Source organism: Aeromonas sp. 9A (genome assembly GCF_963900955.1).
GTDB lineage: Bacteria > Pseudomonadota > Gammaproteobacteria > Enterobacterales > Aeromonadaceae > Aeromonas > Aeromonas salmonicida.
Genome location: NZ_CAWRFG010000001.1, coordinates 3,864,026 through 3,887,396, shown reverse-complemented (window position 1 = coordinate 3,887,396; position 23,371 = coordinate 3,864,026). Strand labels below are relative to the sequence as shown.

The following is a 23,371-nucleotide window of genomic DNA, read 5'->3' as shown; positions in this document are numbered from 1 at the left end:
AAGATGAGGCTCAACAAAACTAACCCAGCAGCTTGGCCATGTTGTGCCCTGTGATGATGAAGCCTGCCTCCTGATAGAGCGCCAGGGCCCGCGGGTTGTCGTACGCGACCCGCAGCTTGATCTGGCTGATGCCACTGGCCCTGAGACTGGCTTCCAGTGCCGCTATGGCAGCCTTGCCATAGCCCTGGCTGCGCAGGGCCGGGTCGATATAGAAGTCGTAGATAAAGGTGGCGTTATCATCGGCATTGATGGCGTGCCAGAGATAGCCCAGTGGCTCTGCCTCTTCTCCCGTCACCTCGCCCGGCATGATGCAGAGCAAACAGTGACCCGGGGTGGCGATCCCCTGTGGCAGGTACTGCAGCAGGGAGGCCTCTGACTTGCGGCGAGCGGTGGCGAGATCATAGCCATGGTTGCTGGCCAGATCTTGTGCGTAGTCCTCGAGGGAGCGGTCGTAGAAGACGGAATAATAGGCAGCGCTCATGGGGAGCAGACGAACGAGGGGGGTTGGCATCTTGGGTATCACTCCTGAAAAAGGAGTGATTACGTTAACGCTATGGCAAGGCGATCGCAAACGGCGGTGTCGTAGTCAGAGTTAAGATAGCTTCAGCCTTTTTACGTGGCTATCAATCGCCTATTTGAGGGCCAAAGAGGTAGCGTCGTTGATAATCCTCAATCAGCCGCATTATGTCGAGCCTTGCAATGGCGAGCTCCAACCGCTCTTTCAGATCTTGCTGATCGGGTCGGAACATAATGTGCAGGCTCTTGTGTTCAAGGATTTTGGGATGAAACTGCAAGCCGGTAGAGTCCAGCTTTCCGTCATGCTGGAGCAGCCAGTAAAAAACGTCCCTGTCTATGACAGCCAGGTCCAGTCTATCTCGCTGCAACTTGCGCAGGTTGAGGTGATCCCCATAAACAGCAAATGTCTGGAGGCGCTTTATTGCCATCAACTGATCAAATTCAGAAGTATTGACATAACCTGCGACTACCCCGATCCGGTAAGGGGATAAATCCTCAAGCTGCTGCCAGGGGATCAGTGGTCCGCTGCGTTGCGCCAATCCCAGTATGCTAGCCCCCACACTGGTTGAGTTGCGCCATAGAGAGGGAAAACGATCAGATAGGTACTCGGGAAAGTAGCCGCTGTAGGGCTGCGTTGGGTCTGCGGCTAGCATGATGGCTCGTTGCCAGGGGTAAAAATCGAACTCGACCTTTAGCCCTGCTTCAGCAAAAGCCTTTTTTACGATATGACCGGTGAGGCCACCATCTGGCAGGCTTTGACTGGTATAAGGGGGCCATTCCAGAGTAGTCAGTCGAATGGTGTTGGCCAAGAGCTGCAAGGGGAACAACAGCAGCAGTGACAAGAGAATAGAATATCCCATTGGTGATGTACTCCTTCCTCCAGCCAATGTTGATTATCGGCCACAATTGGCGGCTCAAAAAGTCGGCCCTGATGATAATGCTGTCGGCTAAAGAGATTTGCGTCTTGGTCCTATGGTATCAGCACTAAAAAGTGAGGGAGGCGTGAAGCCTCCCTCTTTTGACATATATAGCCATAACCGCATTTAACTGACTGTTATTGGCACTAAAGTGCCCTTGATAGAGGCAGATCCACGACTATTTGACCTCTTCACCCTTGGCTTGCAGGTCCGCATGGTAGGAGGAGCGCACGAAGGGGCCGCAGGCGGCGTGGGAGAAGCCCAGCCCCATGGCGACATCTTTCAGCTCGTCAAACTCTGCGGGCGGCACGTAGCGCTTCACCGGCAGGTGGTGGCGGCTCGGCTGCAGGTACTGACCCAGGGTCAGCATGTTGACGCCGTGCTCGCGCAGATCTTTGAGCACCTGCACTATCTCTTCGTTGGTCTCGCCAAGGCCCATCATGACACCGGATTTGGTCGGCACATGGGGGTGCATCTCCTTGATGCGGCGTAGCAGCTCAAGGGACCACTTGTAGTCGGCACCGGGGCGGGCGACACGGTACATGCGCGGCGCGGTTTCCAGGTTGTGGTTGAACACGTCCGGCGGTGTCTCGCGGAACACCTCCAGCGCCTGCTCCATGCGGCCACGGAAGTCCGGGGTCAGGATCTCGATGCGGGTCTGGGGGCTGTGCTCGCGGATCTGCTTGATGCAGTCGGCGAAGTGCTGGGCACCGCCGTCGCGCAGATCGTCGCGGTCCACCGAGGTGATGACCACGTATTTCAGCCCCATCTCCTTGATGGTGAGTGCCAGCTTCTGCGGCTCGTCGGGATCCAGCGCCAGCGGGCGGCCGTGTGCCACGTCGCAGAAGGGGCAACGACGGGTGCAGATGGCCCCCATGATCATGAAGGTGGCAGTGCCGTGGTTGAAGCACTCGGCCAGGTTGGGGCAGGAGGCCTCTTCACACACTGAGTGCAGCTTGTTCTTGCGCAGCGTGCTCTTGATGTGCTCGATCTTCTGGCTCGACGGCGGCAGCTTGATCCGCATCCAGTCCGGCTTGCGCAGCACTTCCTCGTTGGGATCCGGCATGAATTTCACCGGGATCAGGGCCATCTTGTCGCCATCGCGCAGCTTGACGCCCGGCTCCATACGAACGGGTTTGCTCATGATTCACTCTCGGTGTTTGTTATTGTCTGGTTGATAGCCGTTTGGGCCATTTTCATGCCCTCATGGGCGCCCGGCATGGGCTTGCTCATGGGGTATCGTCGGCATTTGTGATCGTTTGATAGCCAATCAGGCTGGCCAGTTCGGCCACCAGAATGGCTTGCGCCTCAGCCACGCTTTGCGGGCCGCCCAGGGCGCTGGTCTGGGTCATGGCCATGCCCGCATAGCCGCACGGGTTGATGCGCAGGAAGGGGGTCATGTCCATGTTGATGTTGAGTGCCAGGCCGTGAAACGAGCAACCCTTGCGGATCCGCAGGCCCAGGGAGGCGAGTTTGGCCTCCATGCCCAGCTCGTTGGTCACATAGACGCCGGGGGCATCGGCCTTGGCATAGGCCTGGATATCGCTTTTTGCCAAGGTATTGATGATGGCGGTTTCCAGGCAGGTCACCAGCTCGCGTACCGACAGCTTGCTGCGGCGCACATCCACCAGTACATAGAGCACCAGCTGGCCGGGGCCGTGGTAGGTCACCTGACCGCCACGATCGCTCTGCACCACGGGGATGTCACCGGGAGCGAGCAGATGCTCGGCCTTGCCAGCCTGGCCCTGGGTGTAGACGGGATCGTGCTCCACCACCCAGAACTCATCCGGGGTATCGCTGGTGCGGTTATCGGTGAAGGCCTTCATGGCATCCCATACCGGCTGGTAGGGGCGGCGGCCCAACTGTCTGACTAACAGTTGTGGTTGGGCGGGGATCTGGAGTGACATGGTTCCTCACTGACAGGCGCTTGAGTCGGCAAAACAGGATTGCACAAAATCAATCGCCCCTGGCGGGGCGAGAGAGGTGGCTTACAGAACGTAGCGAACCAGCTCGATCTTGCCGAGAGCTGTGTACATGGCTTCGATATGTTCCTTGCTCTGGGCCGTCACAGTGACCCGCACCGAGTGGTAGTTACCCTTGGTGCTGGGTTGAACGGTCGGGCTGTAAGTGCCTGGGGCATGCTGCTGCAGCACTTCTACCACCAGATCAGGCAGTGCCGGATCGGCTACGCCGAGCACCTTGAACGGGAACTTGCAGGGGAACTCCAGCAGTTCATCAAACTTGGTATTCATCTACTCACCTTTTGGCGTCATCACGGGATGACCTTATCTTTCATCTTGTGTGGCCAAGTGGCCTATGGCCCATCAGGGCCGCCAGTACAAGTCTATATGGGCATTGCCCGGGCCGGGATCAAGGCCCGGACTGATCGACAAGACATGGAGGTGCTGCTTTTTACCACAAATCAGCTGTCGGCGGAACCTGCAGATTGCAGGGTTATTCGCTCACCGAGACCCAAACTGGAGAGCGGCGCCTATTGGCGCCGCTCTTTTATCACTATTTTATCCTGTGGCTTACTTGAACCAGCTGGTGACCAGCAGTACCAGGTAATCCCACAGACGGCTCATCAGGCCGCCTTCCTGCACTTCTTCCAGCGCAACCAGGGGAACCTGCTTGATCTCCTTGTCGCCCTGCTTGAGGAATACTGTGCCCACTCGCTGACCCTTGGCCAGCGGTGCTTTCAGTTCGCTTTCAAGCTGGAAGTCCGCCTTCAGGTTGTTGCCCTGACCACGGGTGACCAGCACTGATACGTCCTTGTCGACACCCAGTTTCACTTCCGGTTTGTCACCCATCCAGATCTTCTGGGTGACAAGCTCGGTACCGGCCTTGTACGGGGTCAGGCTCTGGAAGAAACGGAAGCCGTAGGTGAGCAGTTTCTTGCTCTCGGCGGCGCGGGAACCTTCGCTGCTGGCGCCCAGCACAACGGCGATCAGGCGCATGCCTTCGTTGTTGGTGGCGGAGGAGACCAGATTGTAACCAACCTGGCTGACGTGGCCTGTCTTGATGCCATCCACTTGCAGGGACTGATCCCACAGCAGGCGATTGCGGTTGTGCTGGGTGATGCCGTTGAACACGAAGGATTTCTGGGCGTAGATCTTGTACTCCTCCGGCTGATCGTGGATCAGGGCCTGACCCAGACGAGCCATGTCGCGAGCAGTACTGTAGTGACCTTCTTCATCCAGTCCGTGGGGGTTTTTGAATTGGGTATCTTTCATCCCCAGCTTGGCGGACCAGGCGTTCATCAGGCTGGCGAAGGAGTCAGTGCTGCCCGCCAGGAATTCGGCCATGGCGACGCAGGCGTCGTTGCCGGACTGGATGATGATGCCCTTGTTCAGATCATCGACGGAGACCTGTTTGCCCACCTCGATAAACATCTTGGAGGAGTCGGTGTAGTTCTTGGACCAGGCGTTCTTGCTGATGGTCACCATGTCGGTGTTCTTGATGTTTCCTTCCAGCAGCTCGTGACCAATGATGTAGGAGGTCATCATCTTGGTCAGGCTGGCGGGCGGCAGGCGTTCATCGGCGTTGTCTTCTGCCAGCACCTGGCCCGAGTAGTAGTCGATCAGAATATGGGCTTTGGCGGAGATCTCCGGCGCGGCGGGAACGACCATGGGGGCGGCGTTCGGTGTGGGTACAGGTGTGTTGGCCTGGGCGGTGGCGCTTATCAGGGAGGCCAGAATAACTGAACGGGCAAATTTGGACATCTTGAAATTCCTGGAGCCTGGATGGGGGGTAACCCAAGTTAAAATGCGGGCTTAACTATACCAGAAGCGCCCGTTGGTCATAGTCCGACGTGCCATCTGGCCTGGTTTTTTATCCATCAGTAGTGGGCATCACGCCGGGAAACGACGTGATACCCATCAAGATGGCGGTGGCCACCTTCATATGAGCCACACGGCTCAGGGGACGATAAAGGCTTGCTCCAGCCCCCCCTGACGGATCTGTGCCAGCAGGGTGGCCTGCTGATCGGCGGCGACCGGGCCCAGCAGGACGCGGAAGAGGGCATTGTGTGTCACCACTTGATACGGCACGCCGTAGCGCTGAGTCATCACTTTGCCCATGGCCTCGGCTCTCTCTTTGGATCCACTGGCCAGCACCTGGATCATCTTGCCGTCGCCATTGCTGGCGGGGGCGGCTGCCTTGGCCGGTGCCGGTTTGGCTGCCGGGGCTTTGACGGGCGCGGCAGCAGCAGGGGTTGCCATCGCCAGCGCGGTCGGTTCACCCAGGAAGCCATCTTGCGATATCGTCTTGGTCGCTGCTGCGGCCGCGGTCGTCGGGGTCATTGCGATGGGCTTCATCGGCTCAATGATCATCATCTGATCCGGCGTGTCGTTGATAAGCTCCAGTCGCACGCGGGCCTCGCCACTCGCTACCATATCCAGCTGCTCTGCGGCAGCGTAGGAGAGATCGATGAGACGATCACTGCCAAAGGGACCTCTATCGTTGACCCGCACTATGGTTTCCAGCCCGTTGCTCAGGTTGGTGACCCGCACATAGCTAGGCAGCGGCAGGTTGCGGTGGGCGGCGCTGAACAGTTTGCTGTCCAGCACGTCGCCGTTGGCGGTCTTCTGGCCGTCCAGATCCGGGGCCAGCCAGCTGGCGGTACCCTCTTCGGTATAGTGCTTGATGTTGCGCCACACCTCGTTCTTCTGCTTGCCAATCCAGTAGTCACGGTTGCCGCTGGCACTCAGGGGCTCGGGGCGCGGAATGGCGCCTGTGGCTTGTGGTATTTCTATGACCTGGGGTTTTTCCTGGGGCATGGGAGCCTGCGGCAGGGGGAGCTGTTCCGGCTGGCTGCTACAGGCGGCCAACAACAAGGTCAGGCTGAGCGGGAGAAATTTGTGGCTCTGATGCATACGCTTCCTGGATTGCTTGACTGAGTTGATGCACCGCCATCGCATAGAGAGGGCTGCGGTTATAGCGGGTGATCACGTAAAAATTGTGGCGCGCGACCCAGTATTCCGGTCCATCGGCCTGTTCCAATGCCAGCAACTTCACAGGTGTCTGTGGCGCCAGCTGCGTGGCGACTTCAATGCCGGCGGCGGCCAGCTCTGCCCACTGCTGCTTGAGTTCAGGCTCGGGTCTGAGCAGGGTACTGACGGGGGCCAGACCGATCAAGGCGGGCTCGACGGCAGACTCGCCCCAGCGCCATTGATGCTCGGCGAAATAGTTGGCGACGCTGCCGATGGCATCCACAGAGTTGCGAAACAGATCCCGCCGACCATCGCCGTCAAAGTCGACCGCGTAGTGGCGATAACTGGAGGGCATGAACTGCCCCATTCCCATGGCACCGGCATAGGATCCCTTGAGAGTGGTGAGAGGCCACTGTTCCTCCTCGGCCAGCAGCACCAGCTGGGCAAACTCCTTGGCAAAGAAGTCGCTGCGTTCCGGATAGTGGAAGCCCAGGGTGTAGAGACTGTCGAGCACCGAGTGGCGGCCCATCTGGCGGCCATAGAAGGTTTCGATGCCTATGATGGCGACGATGAGGGCGGCGGGCACCCGATAGGTCTGCTCGGCCCGCGCCAGGACATCGGCATGGCGTTGCCAGAAGCTGACCCCGTCCTGAATGCGGCTTGGCGTCACAAACAGCGGCCGATAGCGATGCCAGGGTTTGGCTTCCCAAGGGCGGCTGATGGTGTCCAGGATCTCCTGGCGCAACTGCGCCTTGGCGGCAGCATCCTGCAACGCAGCCAGCGGCACCTGTTGTTGCTCCGCCAGCAGGCTCAGTCGCTCGGGCGAAACGGTCGCGTTCGCTGCCAGCGAGCACAGTGCGAGTGCCAGCCACCATGGTTTCATCAGGCCAGCAGTCTTCTGTGAGTTTGAATGGACATCAGGATGCCGAAGCCGGCCATCAGGGTCACCATGGAGGTGCCACCATAGCTCACCAGGGGCAGTGGCACCCCCACCACAGGTAGTATGCCGCTCACCATGCCCATGTTGACGAACACATAGACGAAGAAGGTGAGGGTCAGGGCGCCACCGAGTAGACGCTCGAAGCTGTTCTGGGCCTGCATGGAGATAAACAGGCAGCGGCTGATGATGTAGAGATAGATGACCAGCAGCAGAGCCACGCCCACCAGTCCGAACTCTTCGCTGAAGACCGCAAAGATAAAGTCGGTGTGGCGTTCGGGCAGAAACTCCAGCTGGGACTGGGTGCCTTGCAGCCAGCCTTTGCCAAACACGCCACCCGAGCCGATCGCTATCTTGGACTGTATGATGTGATAGCCGCGACCCAGGGGGTCTTTCTCGGGGTCTAGCAGCATCAGTACCCGCTGGCGCTGGTAGTCGTGCATCAGGAAGAACCAGAGTACCGGCATGAAGGCGCAGATCAGCATCACCGCCAGAGCAATCAGCCACCAGCTGATCCCCGCCAGGAAGATGACGAAAAAGCCGGAAGCGGCCACCAGTATGGAGGTGCCGAGATCGGGTTGGGCCGCGATCAGCAGGGTCGGCAGCAACACCATCAGCAGCGCAATGATCACATGGCTGAATTTGGGAGGCAGGGAGTGGCGACTGAGCCAGGCTGCCACCATGACGGGCATGGAGAGCTTCATCACCTCAGAGGGCTGGAACTTCATGAAGCCAAGATCAAGCCAGCGCTGTGCCCCCTTGCCGATGTGGCCAAATACGTCCACCGCGATCAGCAGCAAGACCACGACCACAAACAGGGGGATCGACCAGCGCGCATAGAGTGAGGGAGGCAACTGGGCCAGGCCTATCATCAGGCCGAAGGCCAAGCCGCCGCGTACCAGCTGGCGCACTATGGAATCCACATCCTGACCTGATGCGGAGTAGAGCACCACCATGGAGAGGGACATCAGGGCCAGCAGGCCGAGCAACAGCGGCAGGTCGATGTGCAGTTTGTACCAGAGACTCTGCTGCCGTGATGAATTACTCATTGGGAACGACCTCGCTTGGTGGGGACGACGGCTTGGGCGCTGGTGGCAACTGGGGCTCAGGCGGGGCCAGATAGGCATCCAGCATCTGGCGCGCCACGGGCGCTGCCATGCTACTGCCACCACCGGCGTTTTCCAGCACCAGGGCCACCACGGCCTTGGGCGCATCAAAGGGGGCAAAGGCGACGAACAGTGCGTTGTCGCGATGCTCCACCTTCATGGTGCTGGCGTTGTAGACCTGATTCTCTTTCATGCCCACCACCTGGGCGGTACCCGACTTGCCAGCAGCCTTGTAGGGGGTGTTGGCAAAGGCGCGCCGCCCGGTTCCTTCATGGCCGTTGATGACGCGCCACATGCCATCCCTGGCCACTTGCCAGTAGCTGTCGCTCTTGGCCTGAAGGGCGATATTGGGGTTGACGGGGGCGTTGACCACGCCCTCTTGCGAGGCGGTGCTCTTGAGCAGGTGTGGCGTCACGTCGTGGCCGTTCTGGGTCAGTATGCTGGTGGCCTTGGCCAGCTGGATCGGCGTGGAACTCCAGTAGCCCTGACCTATGCCGATGGAGATGGTGTCCCCCTGATACCAGGGCTGGCGCCAGCGTGCCATCTTCCAGTCGCGGGACGGCATGACGCCTCGGGTCTCTTCATACAGATCCACGCCACTGTACTGGCCGAAGCCGAACTTGGTCATGTAGCTGTGGATCTTGTCGATACCGACCCGATAGGCGAGATCGTAGAAATAGGTATCCGCCGACACCTCGATGGCGCGGTAGACATCGAGCCAGCCGTGACCCCATTTTCGCCAGTCACGAAACTTCTTGGTGGTGCCCGGAATGGAGAAGCTGGGGCCGCCGAAGTAGCGGTAGTTGGCGGTGATGGCCCCTTCGTTCAGCCCCATTACCGCCATCATGGGCTTGACGGTGGAGGCGGGGGCATAGATGCCCTGGGTGGTGCGGTTCACCAGCGGGCGGGCAGGATCGTTGAGCAGCGCCGAATAATTGGTGTTGGAGATGCCGGTCACGAACAGGTTGGGATCATAGCTGGGGCTCGACTCCATGGCCAGGATGGCGCCCGTATTGGGATCCATCATGACGATGGCTCCCCGGCGACCGGCCAGCAGTTCCTGAGCCTTCAGTTGCAGGCGGATGTCGATGTTGAGGTAGATGTCCTTGCCAGGCTCGGGTGGCTGGAATTTGAGGGTACGCACCACCCGGCCGCGGTTGTTCACCTCGACCTCCTGATAACCGGCTACCCCGTGCAGCTGATCCTCGTAGAATTTCTCCACCCCCTGCTTGCCGATGTCTTTGGTGGCGGCATAGTTGGCGAATTTTTCCTCTTTCTTGAGGCGAGCCTCATCCTGGGTGTTGATCTTGGCCACATAGCCCAGCGCATGGGTGAGGGTGTCACCAAACGGATAGTAACGCTTGAGGTAAGCCTCGATGCTGGCACCCGGGAAGTTGTGCTGGTTGACCGAGAAGAGGGCGACCTGATACTCGGTCAGCTTCTCGAACAGGGGGACAGGCTTGAAGCGGCGCTGACGCTTGACCTCGGCCAGGAACTTCTCCTTGGTCCCCTCTGGCAGCGCCAGCAGGGTGATCAGCTCATCGGTGGTCTTGTCCAGATCCCGAGTCTCTTCCGGCACGATTTCCAGGCTGTAAACCGGGCGGTTTTCAGCCAGCAACACGCCGTTGGCGTCATAGATGAGGCCCCGCGGCGGCGCCACGGGCACAACCCGGATCCGGTTGTCGTTGGATCGGGTCTGATAGGTTTCGAAGGACTCGACCTGCAGATAATAGAGATTGCCCAGCAACACCAGCATCAGCACCACCATGCCGATGTAGGCGACCAGGGTGCGTCGGAAGAAGAGGCGGCCTTCGGCGCTGTGGTCGCGCATTTCGATGCGATTCTTCAGCATGCCGCTACCTTATGACAGACGAAGGGAGAAGACAAAAACCCCATGGGTTATTCCCTGTGATACGGGTGATATAAGGGGGTGATGCGCCAGATGTGCATGGTTCATTCCCTGTGATACGGATGATTGGTGGTAATGCTCCAGGCGCGATAGAGGCTCTCGGCCACCAGCACCCGTACCAGCGGATGGGGCAGGGTCAGCGGCGACAGTGACCAGCTCTGTTCGGCGGCGGCCTTGCACTCCGGCGACAAGCCCTCCGGGCCTCCCACCAGCAGGGCCACATCGCGGCCATCCAGTTTCCAGGCTTCCAGTTGCACGGCGAGTTGTTCCGTGGTCCAGGGCTTGCCGGGGATATCCAGGGTCACAAGGCGCGAGCGGCCGGCCGCGGCCAGCATGGCTTCCCCTTCTTTTTGCAGGATGCGGGGAATGTCGGCATTTTTACCGCGCTTTCCGGCGACAATTTCGACGAGTTCGAATGGCATGTCTTTGGGAAAACGGCGACGGTACTCTTCGAAGCCACGCTCTACCCAGGCAGGCATCTTGGTGCCCACTGCAATCAACTGGATCTTCATCGTTTGTTACACTTGTGCCCTATTGCGCATTCACTTGAGCGGCACCGCTCCAGAGTTTTTCCAGTTGGTAGAAATCGCGATACTCATCCTGCATCACGTGCACTATTACGGATCCCAGATCCACCAGTACCCATTCACCCGTGAGCTGGCCTTCCACGCTCAGCAGGTCGAGCCCCGCATGGCGGGCTTCGCTGGCCAGATTGTGAGCGATGGCGCTGACGTGGCGGCTGGAGTTGCCGGAACAGACGATCATGGTGTCCGTGATGCTGGATTGACCGCGCACATCGAGGGTGATGATGTCGCGGCCTTTCATGTCATCGATCTTGTCGACGATAAAGGCTTGCAGTTCTTGGCCTTGCAATGATTCTCTCCTGTATTCCGGCGCCCTGCTACTTACGTCAGGGCGGCGGATTATATCATGGTCACTCCCGTTTCCCAGTCTGGTGAAGGGGAGTGGAGCGGGGGCCATGCCGGGTCGGCAAACCAGGCCCCTGTTGATCAATATAGTGCGCAACTGGCCCTGACAATAGTCGGCACCAGTTGCATTCAGTCCGCCTGGTAGAGGCCCTGTTGCCGGATGTAATCGGCCACAGAGGCTGGCAGCAGATAACGGGGATCCTGTCCCGCCGCCAGCAGCTCTCTGAGCCGGGTTGCCGACAGCGCTATGGGCAGATTGTCTGCCAGCCAGATATGGCCGGCAAGGCGCCGGTGCAGCGCGGTGGCATCAGTGGTGTGATGGCGTGCCAGCAGCTCGGCCACCTTGGTCGGGTAGTCAGGTTGCCAGCCGGGGCGCACGCTCACCACCAGGTGGGCGTAATCGAGCAGTGCCTGCCAGCGATGCCAGCTCGGCAGCGTGAGCAATGAATCCATCCCCATCAGGAAGCAGAGCGGGGTATCGGGCAGTTCTTCCCGCAGCGCCATCAGGGTATCTATGGTGTAAGACGGCTTGGCCCGCTTGAGCTCCCGCTCATCCACTGCAAACCCCGGGTTTTCCGCCGCCGCCAGTCTGACCATGGCGAGGCGCTGCTCGCTCGAACAGAAGGGATTGGCCTTGTGGGGCGGTATATGGTTCGGTATCAGGCGGATTTCGGCCAGCCCCAGTGCGTCGCGCGCGTCGATGGCCGGTCGCAAATGGCCGATATGGATGGGGTCGAAGGTGCCGCCCAGCAGGCCGATGGGTGCTGTTAGCATGACCTTATCCCCGAGTCGTCAAATGGTTTGGTGGCAACAGGGCCACTTCGGTTCTTCAGGTCTGGCGGCGAGCTCATCATGATGCTGGCTCCAGCAAAGGCAGGGGTGTGCCATCGCGAAAACCGAGGGCGAGGGTCTGCAACATCAGCCAAGCCCGTTCGGTGTCGAAGCGACGCAAGGCGTCGTCAAGCTGGGCCATCAGTTGCCACAACTGCTGCAACTTGGTGAAGGGCAACCGGGTCAGCGCCTGCTGGATCAATTGCTGGCGGCTCTGCCAGATGCGTAGGCGTGAGAAGTGCTCCACCAGCGGCTGGCCGGCTCTGGCAGCCAGGGCCAGCTCGGTGAGCTGTTCCAGCTCCCGGCACAGGGCCCAGGAGAGCATGCCGGGCTCAGTGCCCTCGGCACGCAGGGCCAGCAGAATGCGCTGGGCCCGGTTTACCTTGCCTTCCAGCAGGGTATCGATGAGCTGGAATGGCGTGAAGTGGGCGTGCCGTATGATGGTCTCTTGCAGATAGGCGACGCTGATGGGCTGGGGCGGCGCCAGCAGGGTCAGTTTTTCTATCTCCTGGCTCGCGGCCAGCAGGTTGCCCTCGTAAGAGTGACACATGAAGTTGATGGCGTCGGGCAGCGCCTTGAGGCCGAAACGCTGGAAGCGGGCCCCCATCCAGCGTGGAAAGAAGCGGGGCTCGGGGTGATTGACCGGCACATAGGTACCGCCCTGGCTGAGCTTGTCGAACCAGGCTGCCTTCATCTGGGTCTGGTTGAGGCGACCACCGCTGAGCACCAGCAGCAGATCCGGATGCAGTTGCTTGCCAATCTCGCTGATGCGGGCGGCGAGATCCTTGTCGACCTTGGCCGGCAACTCCAGCTCTATGATCTGGCGGGCGGAGAAGAGGCTCATGGCCTGGCAGGCATCGTAGACCTGATTCCAGTCCAGCCCCGCCTCGACCACGAAGCTATGACGCTCGTCGAAACCCTGCTTGCGGGCGACCTGACGGATGGCGTCGATAGCCTCCAGCTTCAGCAGAGGCTCGTCACCAAAGATGAGGTAACAGGGCTTGAGCCCTGTCTTGAGATGATCTGCGAACTGCTCGGGATAGATCCGCATCAGAACTTGGCCTGGTTGAGTCGGTGGGGCGCAGGGGCGATGGCCTGCTCTTGCAAATTGAGCTGAGGCTCGTCGCCAAAAACGAGATAGCAGGGCTTGAGCCCTGCTTTGAGATGGTCCGCGAACTGCTCGGGGTCGACTCTCATCAAGATGCTCGCATCAGAACTTGACCTGGCTCAGCTGGCGGATGACCAGACTGGCGGCCTGCTCCTGCATCTCCTTGCCTAGCTGCTCCTGCTCACGGGAGGAGGCCAGTGCCGCGTCAGGTTTGTTCAGGAAGCTGCGGTTGAAGGTGATGGGAAACACCTGAGTGGGTTTGCCCGGCATGGAGACGGTGAATTGGGTGCTGTAGCCCAGCAAATACTCACGATCCTGGCCGATGGCGTCAACCGAGGCTACCTGGCTGGTGCTGCGCACGCCAGCCAGGGTGAGCACAGGGATGCCCTCCTTGTCTGCGAGCTGTACGCCCGCGGCCTTGAGACGAGTGGTCACCAGACGGTAGAAGTCGCTCTTGTTGTCACCGACCACCTTCATGGTCATCAGCTCGGGCGGGATGGCGGTGCCCCGCATCTGAAAACCGCAGGCCTGCAACAGCAAGCCCATCAGTGCGATGGCCATCCAGCGAGTGAGGGTGGTGCCCATATGAAATCCTCTTTGCGTGAAGTGAAGAGCGGCGGGCGTCTGCCCGCCGTCATCATGATTGGCAACGGTCAGCTGACCCCTTCCCGACCTGCTTGTTTGCAAGGGAGAAGGAGCAAGACGCTCCCTCCCATAACAAAAGGAGTGCAGGGGAGAAGCCTTGCCACCATTAGCTAGCGACAATGTTGAGCAGCTTGCCCGGTACATAGATAACTTTGCGCACTGTCAGACCGTCGGTGAACTTCTGGACGGAGGCATCGGCCATTGCCAGCTTCTCGACATCAGCCTGGCTTACCTCGGCCGGTACTGTCAGTTTGCCACGCATCTTGCCGTTGATCTGCACCACGACCAGCTTCTCGGTCTCGACCATGGCCGCTTCATCGGCCACCGGCCAGACGGCGTGATCCACGTCGTCGCCCTTGCCCAGCATCTTCCACAGCTCGAAACCGATGTGCGGCGTGATGGGGGAGAGCATGACCACAACGGCTTCCAGCGCTTCCTGCATCAGGGCGCGGTCCTGCTCGTCGGTGCCGAGCTTGGCCAGGTTGTTCATCAGCTCCATGATGGCAGCGATGGCGGTGTTGAAGGTCTGACGGCGACCCACGTCATCGCTCACCTTGGCGATGGTCTTGTGCAGCTCGCGGCGAACGGCTTTCTGTTCGCTGGTGAGGGCTGCCACATCCAGTGCCGGAACGGCACCAGCAGAGACGTGCTCGAAGGTCAGACGCCACAGGCGACGCAGGAAGCGCTGGGCGCCTTCTACACCGGAGTCGGACCACTCCAGGGTCATCTCGGCCGGGGAGGCGAACATCATGAACAGACGGACGGTATCGGCGCCGTAACGCTCGACCATCAGCTGCGGGTCTATGCCGTTGTTCTTGGACTTGGACATCTTGGTCATGCCGGAGTGGGTAACGATGCGACCCTCAAGGTCGATGGCCTTGGTGATGCGACCCTTGTCGTCACGCTCTACCTTGACGTCGGTCGGGCTGACCCAGACGTTGCCGCCCTTTTCGTCTTTGTAGTAGAAGGCGTCGGCCAGCACCATGCCCTGGCAGAGCAGGCGCTTGAACGGCTCGTCGCTGTTCACCAGCCCTGCGTCACGCAGCAGCTTGTGGAAGAAGCGGGCGTAGAGCAGGTGCATACAGGCGTGCTCGATGCCGCCTATGTACTGATCCACCGGCAGCCAGTGGTTGGCAGCAGCCGGATCCAGCATGCCCTTGTCGTAGTCCGGAGAGCAGTAGCGGGCGTAGTACCAGGAGGACTCCATAAAGGTGTCAAAAGTGTCAGTTTCCCGGAACGCTTCCTGGCCGTTGTAAGTGGTCTTGGCCCACTCGGCGTCGGCCTTGATCGGGCTCTGGATGCCATCCATCACCACATCTTCCGGCAGCAGTACCGGCAGCTGATCTTCCGGGGTCGGCACAACTGTGCCGTCAGCCAGGGTCAGCATGGGGATGGGGGCACCCCAGTAACGCTGACGGGAGACGCCCCAGTCACGCAGACGGAAGTTGACGGTGCGTTTGCCCTTGCCGAGCGCTTCCAGCTTGCTGGCGATGGCATCGAAAGCTGCCTGGAACTCGAGACCGTCGAACTCGCCGGAGGCGAACAGCACGCCCTTGTCGGTGTAGGCGGCCTCGGTCACGTTCGGCGCTTCACCGTCAGCCTGCTTGATCACCGCCTTGATCTCGAGACCGTACTTGGTAGCGAACTCATGATCGCGCTGGTCGTGGCCCGGAACGGCCATCACGGCGCCGGTGCCGTAGTTCATCAGTACGAAGTTGGCGACCCAGACCGGCACCTTGCGACCATCCAGCGGATGAATGGCATAGAGGCCGGTGGCCATGCCTTTCTTTTCCATGGTGGCCAGTTCTGCTTCGGCAACCTTGGTGTTCTTGCATTCGTCGATAAAGGCGGCCAGAGCCGGATTGGTGGCGGCAGCCTGCAGGGCCAGCGGGTGACCGGCGGCGATGCCCACATAGGTGACACCCATCAGGGTATCGGGACGGGTGGTGTAGACCTCGAGGTCGCCATCCTGATCGGCAATCTGGAAGTGGATGTTGACCCCTTCGGAGCGGCCAATCCAGTTGCGCTGCATGGTCTTGACCATCTCCGGCCAGCCTTCCAGATTGTCGATGTCGTTCAACAGCTCTTCGGCGTAGTCGGTGATCTTGATGAACCACTGTGGGATCTCTTTTTGCTCCACCGGGGTGTCGCAGCGCCAGCAGCAGTTGTCGACTACCTGCTCGTTGGCCAGTACCGTCATATCGTTCGGACACCAGTTGACTGAGGAGGTCTTCTTGTAGACCAGACCCTTTTCGTACAGCTTGGTAAAGAACCACTGCTCCCAGCGGTAGTAATCCGGCTTGCAGGTCGCCAGCTCGCGATCCCAGTCATAACCCAGCCCCAGCATCTTCAGCTGGTTCTTCATGTATTCGATGTTTTCGTAGGTCCAGGGTGCCGGTGCGGTATTATTCTTGACCGCAGCGTTCTCCGCCGGCAGACCGAATGCATCCCAACCTATGGGTTGCAGCACGTTCTTGCCATTGAGGCGTTGATAACGGGAGATCACATCACCTATGGTGTAGTTACGAACGTGCCCCATGTGTAGACGACCAGACGGATAGGGGAACATGGACAGGCAGTAGAATTTCTCCTTGTCTACTTTCTCCACGGCCTTGAAGGTTTTCTTGGCATCCCAGTGCTTTTGCACTGCTGGTTCGATCGATTGGGGAACGTATTGCTCTTGCATTGGTGACATCCGGATCTGTGAAATGAATAGATAAATCAGCTGGGAAATCGCAATAGAATACCCATATCCAGCGGCGGCAACAACCGCCAGCATCCGTCAGGCCTTATGCCGGGCATGATCAGGGTTCAGTAGAGGAGTAACGACCATGGACAAACGTCAAAAAGGGTACGAAGCCTTCATTGCAGAGTTGCAAAAGCAGTGGCAGGAGACCGAACAGTTCCAGGGGGAGCGCCTCAACCGGATGATCGCCAAGGTGCAGGCCTATCTGGAGGCCGCCAGCGACCTGACCCAGGATGAGCTGGCGCTGATCGCCGAATACGTGAAGCGGGATCTGGGCAACTATGAGCTGAGCCGCAACGATGATAAAGCCCGCAGCGATGAGGCCGTGGAGGAGTCCGCCTTCATGCTGGCCCTCAAAGACACCGCCTGGTCCTGGTTGGCGGATGTGACCGACCGCGCCCAGGTGGAGTGGCGCGAGCTGGCCGACGAGCTGGAACACAAAGGGGTGTACGAAGCGGGAGACTGGGTGGGACTCGGCGTCATGGTGTGCGAGCAGTGCGGCTGGCGCCATACAGTGCTGCACCCTCAACCACTCGATACCTGCCCCGAATGTGGCGGCCACGAATATCACCGCGAGCCGCTCTCGCCCTGAATACCATCAACTAGCGAAATGAAATGGCAAGAGGCGCCCCATGGGGCGCCTCTTTTGTTGATGTACAGGTGTTGGAACGTGCCGGATCAGAGCTCACGGGCCCAGGGATGGGCACGTGGACGCAACGCCAGTGCGAGCCCCAGCAGCAGGGCCGTCATGCAGTACAGCGGCCAGTCGCCAAAGCGCAGGTAGGGGGTGGATCCGTGGGCGGGCCGCACCTCGGCGCGCAGCACCCCGGCTTCGAACTGCGGGATCTGGCCTATGATGCTACCGTCAATCTCGGTGACGACAGTGATGCCAGTGTTGGTGCCCCGCAGCAGCGGGCGGGCCAGCTCGAGGGCGCGCATGCGGGCGATCTGCAGGTGCTGCCAGGGGCCGATACTGGTGCCGAACCAGGCATCATTGGAAACGGTCAGCAGGAAGTCGGTATCGGGTTGTACATTGCGGCGCACCTCTTCAGGGAAGATGATCTCGTAGCAGATGGCGGCGGCAAACTTGAGCCCCTTGGCAATCAGGTTCGGTTGCTGCTCGTCCCCCCGGCTGAAGGAGGACATGGGCAGGTTGAAGAAGGGGGCTATGGGGCGCAGCAGATCCTCAAACGGCACGAACTCGCCGATAGGCAGCAGGTGGTGCTTGTAGTAGCGGTTCTTGTGCTCATAGTGATATGCCTCCTTGCCGTCAGCGTCCTGCACGCCCATGCCAAGCACCGTATTGAAGAAGCGCTGCTGCTCGAAATCGTAGTGGACTATGCCTGCCAGCAGACCCGTATCGTTCACCTTCATCGCCTTGTCCAGGCTCTCCAGGTAGTTGCCCATCTCTTTCTCGATGGCCGGGATCGCCGATTCCGGCCAGATGATGATGTCGGCATCCTGATTTTCGCGGCTGAGATCCTGATAGGTGCGCACCGTCGGTACCAGGGCCTCCGGATCCCACTTGAGGGACTGGGCGATATTGCCCTGTACCAGAGCTACCTTGACCGGCTCGCCCCGGGTCACCCAGTTGAGCTGCATCAGTCCATGGGCGGCACCGATAAGTGCGACGGGCACCAGCAGCCAGACGGGTTTGCGGTTCTGCCACACCAGCCAGAGGGCGGACGTCGACAGCAGCAGTGCCAGCGTGATGCCCTGCACCCCCAATATGGGGGCAAAGCCCTTGAGCGGTCCGTCGATCTGGCTGTAACCAAACCAGAGCCAGGGGAAGCCTGTCATTACCCAGCCCCGCAGCCAGTCAGCCACCAGCCAGAGTGCCGGGAAGGCGAGCAGCCAGCGGCTCCAGTGACGGCCACTGAAGAAGCGGGCAAAGGCCCAGCAGGCCAGGGCCGGATAGAGCGCCAGATAAGCCGATAGCCCTGCCAGCAATACGAAGGCGACCGGCAGCATGATGCCGCCAAACATGGTCATGCTGACATGGATCCACCAGAGCCCCGGCAGGAACAGGCCCATGGCATAACCAAAACCGCGCCAGGCCGCCTGTTTGGGATTGGCCTTGTCCAGCAGCGCATAGAGGCCGAGCAGTGACGGGATGACCAGAGGCCAGTAGTCGAACGGCGAGAAGGCCAGGACGGCGAGCGCGCCGGATGCCATGGCAAACAGACTGGTCAGGAGTTTTGATTTCACGGGCGATGATTTCACGGACTATGCAGGCTCGGATTGGACGATAACAGGTTGATTGGCCGGTATCTTAACCTGTAAATGCGGTTAACGGCGAGCCTCCCGACTGCCTGGGCCTGTTCAAGCAAAAAGCCGGGCAGGAAATGGGCGACAGGCACGGTTCACTGGGGGAAGGGNAGATCGAGTTGCAAGGTTACCTGTTCAAGGTGATGCACGCCGACCGGCGCCGCCTGCAACAGCTGCAGGTGAAGATCCCCGACAACCATGTCGCGGCCCAGTCTGAAGCGCAATAAGTCGCTCTGACGCCCTGTAAGCCTCACGCAACTGTCTTGCCGTAAAGCATCAGCGCCCCGACGAGCGGGGCGCTGATGCTTTACGGCAAGACAGTTGCGTGAGGCTTACAGGGCGTCAGAGCGACTTATTGCGCTTCAGACTGGGCCGCGACATGGTTGTCGGGGATCTTCACCTGCAGCTGTTGCAGGCGGCGCCGGTCGGCGTGCATCACCTTGAACAGGTAACCTTGCAACTCGATCTCCTCACCCTTTTTCGGCAGGTGGCTGAAGGCGTGCATCACAAGACCGCCCACAGTATCCACCTCTTCATCGCTGAACTGGGTGCCGAAGAAGTCGTTGAAATCCTCGATCTCGGTGAGGGCACTGACTGCGAAGACCCGCTTGCTGATGCGGCGGATCTCGTCCGGCTCATCTTCGATATCGTCGAACTCGTCATCGATCTCGCCGACGATGAGCTCCAGTATGTCTTCAATGGTCACCAGACCAGACACACCACCAAACTCGTCCACGACGATGGCCATGTGATAGCGCTCTTCGCGAAACTCCTTGAGCAGGCGATCGACCCGCTTGCTCTCGGGCACTATCACGGTCGGGCGCAGGATTTTTTCCAGCTGCAGCGGCTCGCTGGCATGGTGGCCGCCAAAACCGAACGGCAGCAGATCCTTGGCGAGCAGTATGCCCTCCACATGATCCTTGTCTTCGTTGATCACCGGAAAGCGGGAGTGACCTGACTCTATGATCACGGGCAAGATATCGTCCACCGGCTGGGACTTCTCTATGGTGACCATCTGGGAGCGGGGGATCATGATGTCGCGAACGCGCAACTCGGCTATTTCGAGCACGCCTTCAATCATGTCCTTGGTGTCCTGATCGATGAGATCGCGCTCCTCGGCATCCGCTATCACATCCACCAAATCGTTGCGGTCTCTTGGCTCGCCCTGGAAGAGTTGGCTGAGTTTGTCGAGCCAGGTTTTCTTCGGCGAGCCGGTACTAGGGTGATCGTCAGTCATTTTTTCTCTTGGTTACTCGCTTGAACACATTCGGAATTGTCTTGGTGATATAAGGATGGCCATCGGCTGTTTCAAGACGATGACTCTCCCGCCCTTTACGCTTTTACTCTTCGTCGTTCAGATAAGGATCGGCAAAGCCGAGTTCTTGCATGATGTCACGTTCCAGCTGTTCCATCTCCTCGGCCTCGTCATCCTCGATATGGTCATAACCTAGCAGATGGAGACTGCCATGCACAACCATGTGGGCCCAGTGTGCTTCCAGCGGCTTGTTCTGCTCGGCAGCCTCCTGTTCCACCACCTGACGGCAGATGACGAGATCGCCGAGCAGCGGCAGTTCCATGCCGGGTGGCGCCTCGAACGGGAAGGAGAGCACATTGGTGGGCTTGTCCTTGCTGCGATAGGTGAGGTTGAGCTCGCGGCTCTCCGCCTCGTCGACGATACGCACCGTCACTTCGGCCTCTTCTTGGAAGCCGAGAATGGTGCCGTCCAGCCAGCCTTGCAACTGGGCTTCGGTGGGCAGACCGTCGGTGTCCGCGCAGGCCAGTTGCAGATCCAGGGTCACACTCATTGGGCACTCTCCTTGTGGGATTTGCTGGCCGCCTGCTCGTCTGCCAGTTTGGCATCGAACGCTTCGTACGCCTGCACTATGCGTGCCACCACTGGGTGGCGAACCACGTCTTTGGATTCAAAGAAGTTGAACGACAGGCCATCGACACCTTGCAGCACTTCCAGCGCGTGGCGCAGACCGGATTTGGCGCTGCGCGGCAGGTCCACCTGAGTAATGTCACCGGTCACCACCGCCTTGGAGTTGAAGCCGATGCGGGTCAGGAACATCTTCATCTGCTCTGTGGTGGTGTTCTGGGCCTCATCCAGGATGATGAAGGCATCATTGAGGGTGCGACCGCGCATATAGGCGAGCGGCGCCACTTCGATGATGTTGCGCTCCATCAGCTTCTCGACCCGCTCGAACCCCAGCATCTCGAACAGGGCGTCGTAGAGCGGGCGCAGGTAAGGGTCGACCTTTTGGGAGAGGTCCCCGGGCAGAAAGCCGAGTTTCTCACCCGCTTCCACCGCAGGACGGGTCAGCAGTATGCGACGGATCTCCTGACGCTCCAGCGCATCCACCGCCGCTGCCACAGCCAGATAGGTCTTGCCGGTACCGGCCGGGCCTATGCCGAAACAGATGTCGTGGCTGACGATATTGGCGATGTACTGGGCCTGATTGGGGCTGCGTGGCTTGATGAGGCCGCGTTTGGTCTTGACCGTCACCTCCTTGCCATAGGGGATGCTTGGCGCTGGTTCGTCATCTTGCTCCAGCACCCGCGACTCCTGAATGGCCAGATGCACCATGTCGGGGATGATGTCGGTCACCTTGCCGCCCTTGAGGGGCTGGGTTTCCACATAGAGGTGCTTGAGTATGACGGCCGCCGCATCCACCTGGGCCTGTTTGCCCAGCAACTGGAAGTGGTGGTCACGGTAGCTGATCTCGACGCCGAGACGGCGCTCCAGCTGCTTGATGTTGTCATCGAAGGGGCCGCACAGGCTGGCAAGGCGCTGGTTGTCGGCGGGCTCCAGATGCAGATTCAGGGTCGCTATGTGTCGGCTCAAAATATCCTCGTCTTGACGCAGTGCCCATCCGGCAAGGCCAGATGGGCACGAAGAGATTAGTGGGGAGTGAAGGCGGCCACGCCGAGGGCATCGGGCACATTGTCGGGACGACGAGCCAGGATCTCGCGGGGCGCAGTGGCGATGCGCAGGTTCATCTCATCCTCACCGCGGATAAAGCGACCGCGCAGTGAGTTGGGGCGTACCTCGGTGATCTCCACATCGGCAAAGCCGCCGATGAGGGTATGTGCCCCTTCGAAGTTGACCACGCGGTTGTTTTCGGTGCGACCACACAGCTGCATGGGGTCGAGCCTGGAGGGCCCTTCCACCAGGATGCGCTGAGTGGAGCCCAGCATGGCACGGCCAATCTGCATCGACTGGTTGTTGATGACATGCTGCAGGCGGGCCAGACGGACCTTCTTCACTTCCATGTCGACGTCGTCTGGCATGTCGGCGGCCGGCGTGCCGGGACGCGGGCTATAGATGAAGCTGAAGCTCATGTCGAAGTTGATCTCTTCGATAAGCTTCATGGTGGCCTCGAAATCCTCGTCCGTCTCGTTCGGGAAGCCGACGATAAAGTCGGAACTGATGGTGATGTCCGGACGGGCGGCGCGCAGGCGGCGGATCTTGGACTTGTACTCCAGCACTGTATGCGGGCGCTTCATCATGGTCAGGATGCGATCCGAACCGCTCTGCACCGGCAGGTGCAGGAAGCTGACCACTTCCGGCGTGTCCTTGTAGACCTCGATGATGTCGTCGGTGAACTCGATGGGATGGCTGGTGGTGTAGCGAATGCGGTCTATGCCGTCGATGGCCGCCACCAGGCGCAGCAGCTCGGCAAAAGAGCAGATGCTGCCATCAAAGGTCGGGCCCCGATAGGCGTTGACGTTCTGGCCCAGCAGGTTCACCTCGCGCACGCCCTGTTCGGCGAGCTGGGCGATTTCGTAGAGCACGTCATCCATCGGCCGGCTTACCTCCTCGCCGCGGGTGTAGGGCACCACGCAGAAGGAGCAGTATTTGGAGCAGCCTTCCATGATGGAGACAAAGGCGGTGGCACCTTCGGCTCGGGGTTCCGGCAGACTGTCGAATTTTTCGATCTCGGGGAAGGCGATGTCCACCTGGGCACCACGGCCCTCCTGGACCTGCTTGATCATGGCGGGCAGGCGATGCAGGGTCTGCGGACCGAAGACGATATCCACATAGGGGGCGCGACTGCGAATGTTCTCCCCTTCCTGAGAGGCCACGCAGCCACCCACGCCGATCACCAGACCGGGTTTGTTTGCTTTGAGCTTTTTCCAGCGGCCCAGCTGGTGGAACACCTTCTCCTGTGCTTTTTCGCGAATGGAGCAGGTATTCAGCAGCAAGACATCTGCCTCTTCGGGCTCTTCGGTCAGCGTGTAGCCATTGCTGGCATCTAACAGGTCGGCCATCTTGGACGAGTCATACTCGTTCATCTGGCAACCCCAGGTTTTAATGTGAAGTTTCTTGCTCATTGATTCTCTTGACTTGTGTTGAAATCGGCATGGTCAAAGGACCGGGCATTTTACTCCGCAATCTGGATACTGCCTAGCTAATATCCAGCCCGCCATGGGGGGCTTTGCCCCGGAGCCTGTCCGTATGGGTATGGGCTTTCTCCTTGATTTGGCGCAGCAATTCGCAATTTGTCTCACTGTTTCTGCCGGTCCC

23 protein-coding genes and 1 pseudogene are annotated in these 23,371 nt (G+C 59.8%); 2 read left to right on the top strand and 22 right to left on the bottom strand.

The genetic code is table 11. The features are described from left to right. Window positions 1-19: 19 nt before the first annotated feature. From AACX78_RS17925 to leuS, 17 genes are all read right to left on the bottom strand, one after another. A complete protein-coding gene (locus tag AACX78_RS17925) occupies window positions 20-511 on the bottom strand; it encodes a GNAT family N-acetyltransferase (RefSeq protein ID WP_159167008.1) in 492 nt (163 codons plus the stop codon). Between the two features lie 112 nt (window positions 512-623). Beyond that, complete coding sequence (locus AACX78_RS17920) at window positions 624-1,376, bottom strand: substrate-binding periplasmic protein (protein WP_059111443.1); 753 nt, start codon at window positions 1,374-1,376, stop codon at window positions 624-626. A gap of 235 nt (window positions 1,377-1,611) precedes the next feature. After that, entirely contained in the window at window positions 1,612-2,577 is a 966-nt protein-coding gene (gene lipA, locus AACX78_RS17915; RefSeq protein WP_017412924.1) for a lipoyl synthase, read from the bottom strand. 85 nt (window positions 2,578-2,662) lie between these two features. After that, window positions 2,663-3,340: a lipoyl(octanoyl) transferase LipB gene (gene lipB, locus AACX78_RS17910; protein ID WP_005317363.1), complete on the bottom strand. Its 678-nt coding sequence runs from the start codon at window positions 3,338-3,340 to the stop codon at window positions 2,663-2,665. Window positions 3,341-3,421: 81 nt separating this feature from the next. Beyond that, the gene (ybeD, locus tag AACX78_RS17905; protein WP_005317360.1) at window positions 3,422-3,685 is read right to left on the bottom strand and encodes a DUF493 family protein YbeD; all 264 of its coding nucleotides are present in this window, start codon (window positions 3,683-3,685) and stop codon (window positions 3,422-3,424) included. A 279-nt stretch (window positions 3,686-3,964) separates the two neighbouring features. Next, a complete protein-coding gene (locus AACX78_RS17900) occupies window positions 3,965-5,155 on the bottom strand; it encodes a serine hydrolase (protein ID WP_059111444.1) in 1,191 nt (396 codons plus the stop codon). Window positions 5,156-5,350: 195 nt separating this feature from the next. Then, the gene (locus AACX78_RS17895) at window positions 5,351-6,307 is read right to left on the bottom strand and encodes a septal ring lytic transglycosylase RlpA family protein (protein ID WP_159167007.1); all 957 of its coding nucleotides are present in this window, start codon (window positions 6,305-6,307) and stop codon (window positions 5,351-5,353) included. After that, window positions 6,249-7,247, bottom strand: coding sequence for a lytic murein transglycosylase B (mltB, locus tag AACX78_RS17890; protein WP_159167006.1), 999 nt, complete (start codon window positions 7,245-7,247; stop codon window positions 6,249-6,251). The genes AACX78_RS17895 and mltB overlap by 59 nt, the downstream gene beginning before the upstream one ends. Then, window positions 7,247-8,350 carry a rod shape-determining protein RodA gene (gene rodA / locus AACX78_RS17885; protein WP_159167005.1) on the bottom strand — a complete coding sequence of 368 codons (1,104 nt, stop codon included), beginning with the start codon at window positions 8,348-8,350 and terminating at the stop codon, window positions 7,247-7,249. Before rodA ends, mltB begins: the two co-directional genes overlap by 1 nt. Continuing rightward, a complete protein-coding gene (gene mrdA / locus AACX78_RS17880; protein ID WP_159167004.1) occupies window positions 8,343-10,259 on the bottom strand; it encodes a penicillin-binding protein 2 in 1,917 nt (638 codons plus the stop codon). The genes rodA and mrdA overlap by 8 nt, the downstream gene beginning before the upstream one ends. A 101-nt stretch (window positions 10,260-10,360) precedes the next feature. Then, window positions 10,361-10,828, bottom strand: coding sequence for a 23S rRNA (pseudouridine(1915)-N(3))-methyltransferase RlmH (gene rlmH, locus AACX78_RS17875; RefSeq protein WP_159167003.1), 468 nt, complete (start codon window positions 10,826-10,828; stop codon window positions 10,361-10,363). A 19-nt stretch (window positions 10,829-10,847) separates the two neighbouring features. Next, a complete protein-coding gene (gene rsfS, locus AACX78_RS17870; RefSeq protein WP_005317340.1) occupies window positions 10,848-11,189 on the bottom strand; it encodes a ribosome silencing factor in 342 nt (113 codons plus the stop codon). A 185-nt stretch (window positions 11,190-11,374) separates the two neighbouring features. Further along, window positions 11,375-12,019 carry a nicotinate-nucleotide adenylyltransferase gene (nadD, locus tag AACX78_RS17865; protein WP_159167002.1) on the bottom strand — a complete coding sequence of 215 codons (645 nt, stop codon included), beginning with the start codon at window positions 12,017-12,019 and terminating at the stop codon, window positions 11,375-11,377. A 76-nt stretch (window positions 12,020-12,095) separates the two neighbouring features. Continuing rightward, the gene (gene holA, locus AACX78_RS17860; protein ID WP_159167001.1) at window positions 12,096-13,127 is read right to left on the bottom strand and encodes a DNA polymerase III subunit delta; all 1,032 of its coding nucleotides are present in this window, start codon (window positions 13,125-13,127) and stop codon (window positions 12,096-12,098) included. Continuing rightward, a complete protein-coding gene (locus tag AACX78_RS17855; RefSeq protein ID WP_159167000.1) occupies window positions 13,127-13,273 on the bottom strand; it encodes a DNA polymerase III subunit delta in 147 nt (48 codons plus the stop codon). Before AACX78_RS17855 ends, holA begins: the two co-directional genes overlap by 1 nt. Before the next feature lie 13 nt (window positions 13,274-13,286). Then, window positions 13,287-13,769: an LPS-assembly lipoprotein LptE gene (locus tag AACX78_RS17850; protein WP_021138176.1), complete on the bottom strand. Its 483-nt coding sequence runs from the start codon at window positions 13,767-13,769 to the stop codon at window positions 13,287-13,289. 166 nt (window positions 13,770-13,935) lie between these two features. Next, on the bottom strand, window positions 13,936-16,515 hold the full coding sequence (gene leuS, locus AACX78_RS17845; RefSeq protein WP_159166999.1) for a leucine--tRNA ligase: 2,580 nt from the start codon (window positions 16,513-16,515) through the stop codon (window positions 13,936-13,938). A 145-nt stretch (window positions 16,516-16,660) separates the two neighbouring features. On the opposite strand from leuS, the gene AACX78_RS17840 reads away from it, so the two are divergent. Beyond that, window positions 16,661-17,167 carry a zinc ribbon-containing protein gene (locus tag AACX78_RS17840; protein ID WP_005317324.1) on the top strand — a complete coding sequence of 169 codons (507 nt, stop codon included), beginning with the start codon at window positions 16,661-16,663 and terminating at the stop codon, window positions 17,165-17,167. 86 nt (window positions 17,168-17,253) lie between these two features. On the opposite strand, the gene lnt is transcribed toward AACX78_RS17840, so the two are convergent. Beyond that, a complete protein-coding gene (gene lnt / locus AACX78_RS17835; RefSeq protein ID WP_159166998.1) occupies window positions 17,254-18,798 on the bottom strand; it encodes an apolipoprotein N-acyltransferase in 1,545 nt (514 codons plus the stop codon). Between the two features lie 158 nt (window positions 18,799-18,956). Between lnt and AACX78_RS17830 the strand changes: the two are divergent. After that, window positions 18,957-19,070 (top strand): annotated as a pseudogene (locus AACX78_RS17830) (magnesium/cobalt efflux protein); the annotation flags it as partial. A gap of 125 nt (window positions 19,071-19,195) precedes the next feature. Here AACX78_RS17830 and corC read toward each other — a convergent pair. The 4 genes from corC to miaB all read right to left on the bottom strand — a co-directional run bounded on the left by corC (window position 19,196) and on the right by miaB (window position 23,178). Continuing rightward, window positions 19,196-20,080, bottom strand: coding sequence for a CNNM family magnesium/cobalt transport protein CorC (gene corC / locus AACX78_RS17825; protein ID WP_005317320.1), 885 nt, complete (start codon window positions 20,078-20,080; stop codon window positions 19,196-19,198). Window positions 20,081-20,183: 103 nt separating this feature from the next. Beyond that, window positions 20,184-20,648, bottom strand: a complete 465-nt coding sequence (ybeY, locus tag AACX78_RS17820) for an rRNA maturation RNase YbeY (protein WP_159166997.1) — start codon at window positions 20,646-20,648, stop codon at window positions 20,184-20,186. Further along, window positions 20,645-21,688, bottom strand: a complete 1,044-nt coding sequence (locus tag AACX78_RS17815; protein WP_159166996.1) for a PhoH family protein — start codon at window positions 21,686-21,688, stop codon at window positions 20,645-20,647. Before AACX78_RS17815 ends, ybeY begins: the two co-directional genes overlap by 4 nt. A gap of 56 nt (window positions 21,689-21,744) precedes the next feature. Then, window positions 21,745-23,178, bottom strand: a complete 1,434-nt coding sequence (gene miaB, locus AACX78_RS17810) for a tRNA (N6-isopentenyl adenosine(37)-C2)-methylthiotransferase MiaB (RefSeq protein WP_005317314.1) — start codon at window positions 23,176-23,178, stop codon at window positions 21,745-21,747. Window positions 23,179-23,371: the final 193 nt, after the last annotated feature.

Coding starts and splice junctions, on each gene's coding strand:
- holA (WP_159167001.1), bottom strand. CDS start 13,127: ATGCGGATCTATCCCGAGCAGTTCGCAGATCATCTCAAGACAGGGCTC.
- mrdA (WP_159167004.1), bottom strand. CDS start 10,259: ATGCTGAAGAATCGCATCGAAATGCGCGACCACAGCGCCGAAGGCCGC.
- AACX78_RS17895 (WP_159167007.1), bottom strand. CDS start 6,307: ATGCATCAGAGCCACAAATTTCTCCCGCTCAGCCTGACCTTGTTGTTG.
- AACX78_RS17900 (WP_059111444.1), bottom strand. CDS start 5,155: ATGTCCAAATTTGCCCGTTCAGTTATTCTGGCCTCCCTGATAAGCGCC.
- AACX78_RS17850 (WP_021138176.1), bottom strand. CDS start 13,769: ATGGGCACCACCCTCACTCGCTGGATGGCCATCGCACTGATGGGCTTG.
- ybeD (WP_005317360.1), bottom strand. CDS start 3,685: ATGAATACCAAGTTTGATGAACTGCTGGAGTTCCCCTGCAAGTTCCCG.
- AACX78_RS17855 (WP_159167000.1), bottom strand. CDS start 13,273: ATGAGAGTCGACCCCGAGCAGTTCGCGGACCATCTCAAAGCAGGGCTC.
- lipA (WP_017412924.1), bottom strand. CDS start 2,577: ATGAGCAAACCCGTTCGTATGGAGCCGGGCGTCAAGCTGCGCGATGGC.
- AACX78_RS17920 (WP_059111443.1), bottom strand. CDS start 1,376: ATGGGATATTCTATTCTCTTGTCACTGCTGCTGTTGTTCCCCTTGCAG.
- rlmH (WP_159167003.1), bottom strand. CDS start 10,828: ATGAAGATCCAGTTGATTGCAGTGGGCACCAAGATGCCTGCCTGGGTA.
- mltB (WP_159167006.1), bottom strand. CDS start 7,247: ATGAAACCATGGTGGCTGGCACTCGCACTGTGCTCGCTGGCAGCGAAC.
- ybeY (WP_159166997.1), bottom strand. CDS start 20,648: ATGAGTGTGACCCTGGATCTGCAACTGGCCTGCGCGGACACCGACGGT.
- rodA (WP_159167005.1), bottom strand. CDS start 8,350: ATGAGTAATTCATCACGGCAGCAGAGTCTCTGGTACAAACTGCACATC.
- corC (WP_005317320.1), bottom strand. CDS start 20,080: ATGACTGACGATCACCCTAGTACCGGCTCGCCGAAGAAAACCTGGCTC.
- nadD (WP_159167002.1), bottom strand. CDS start 12,019: ATGCTAACAGCACCCATCGGCCTGCTGGGCGGCACCTTCGACCCCATC.
- AACX78_RS17925 (WP_159167008.1), bottom strand. CDS start 511: ATGCCAACCCCCCTCGTTCGTCTGCTCCCCATGAGCGCTGCCTATTAT.
- leuS (WP_159166999.1), bottom strand. CDS start 16,515: ATGCAAGAGCAATACGTTCCCCAATCGATCGAACCAGCAGTGCAAAAG.
- miaB (WP_005317314.1), bottom strand. CDS start 23,178: ATGAGCAAGAAACTTCACATTAAAACCTGGGGTTGCCAGATGAACGAG.
- AACX78_RS17840 (WP_005317324.1), top strand. CDS start 16,661: ATGGACAAACGTCAAAAAGGGTACGAAGCCTTCATTGCAGAGTTGCAA.
- lipB (WP_005317363.1), bottom strand. CDS start 3,340: ATGTCACTCCAGATCCCCGCCCAACCACAACTGTTAGTCAGACAGTTG.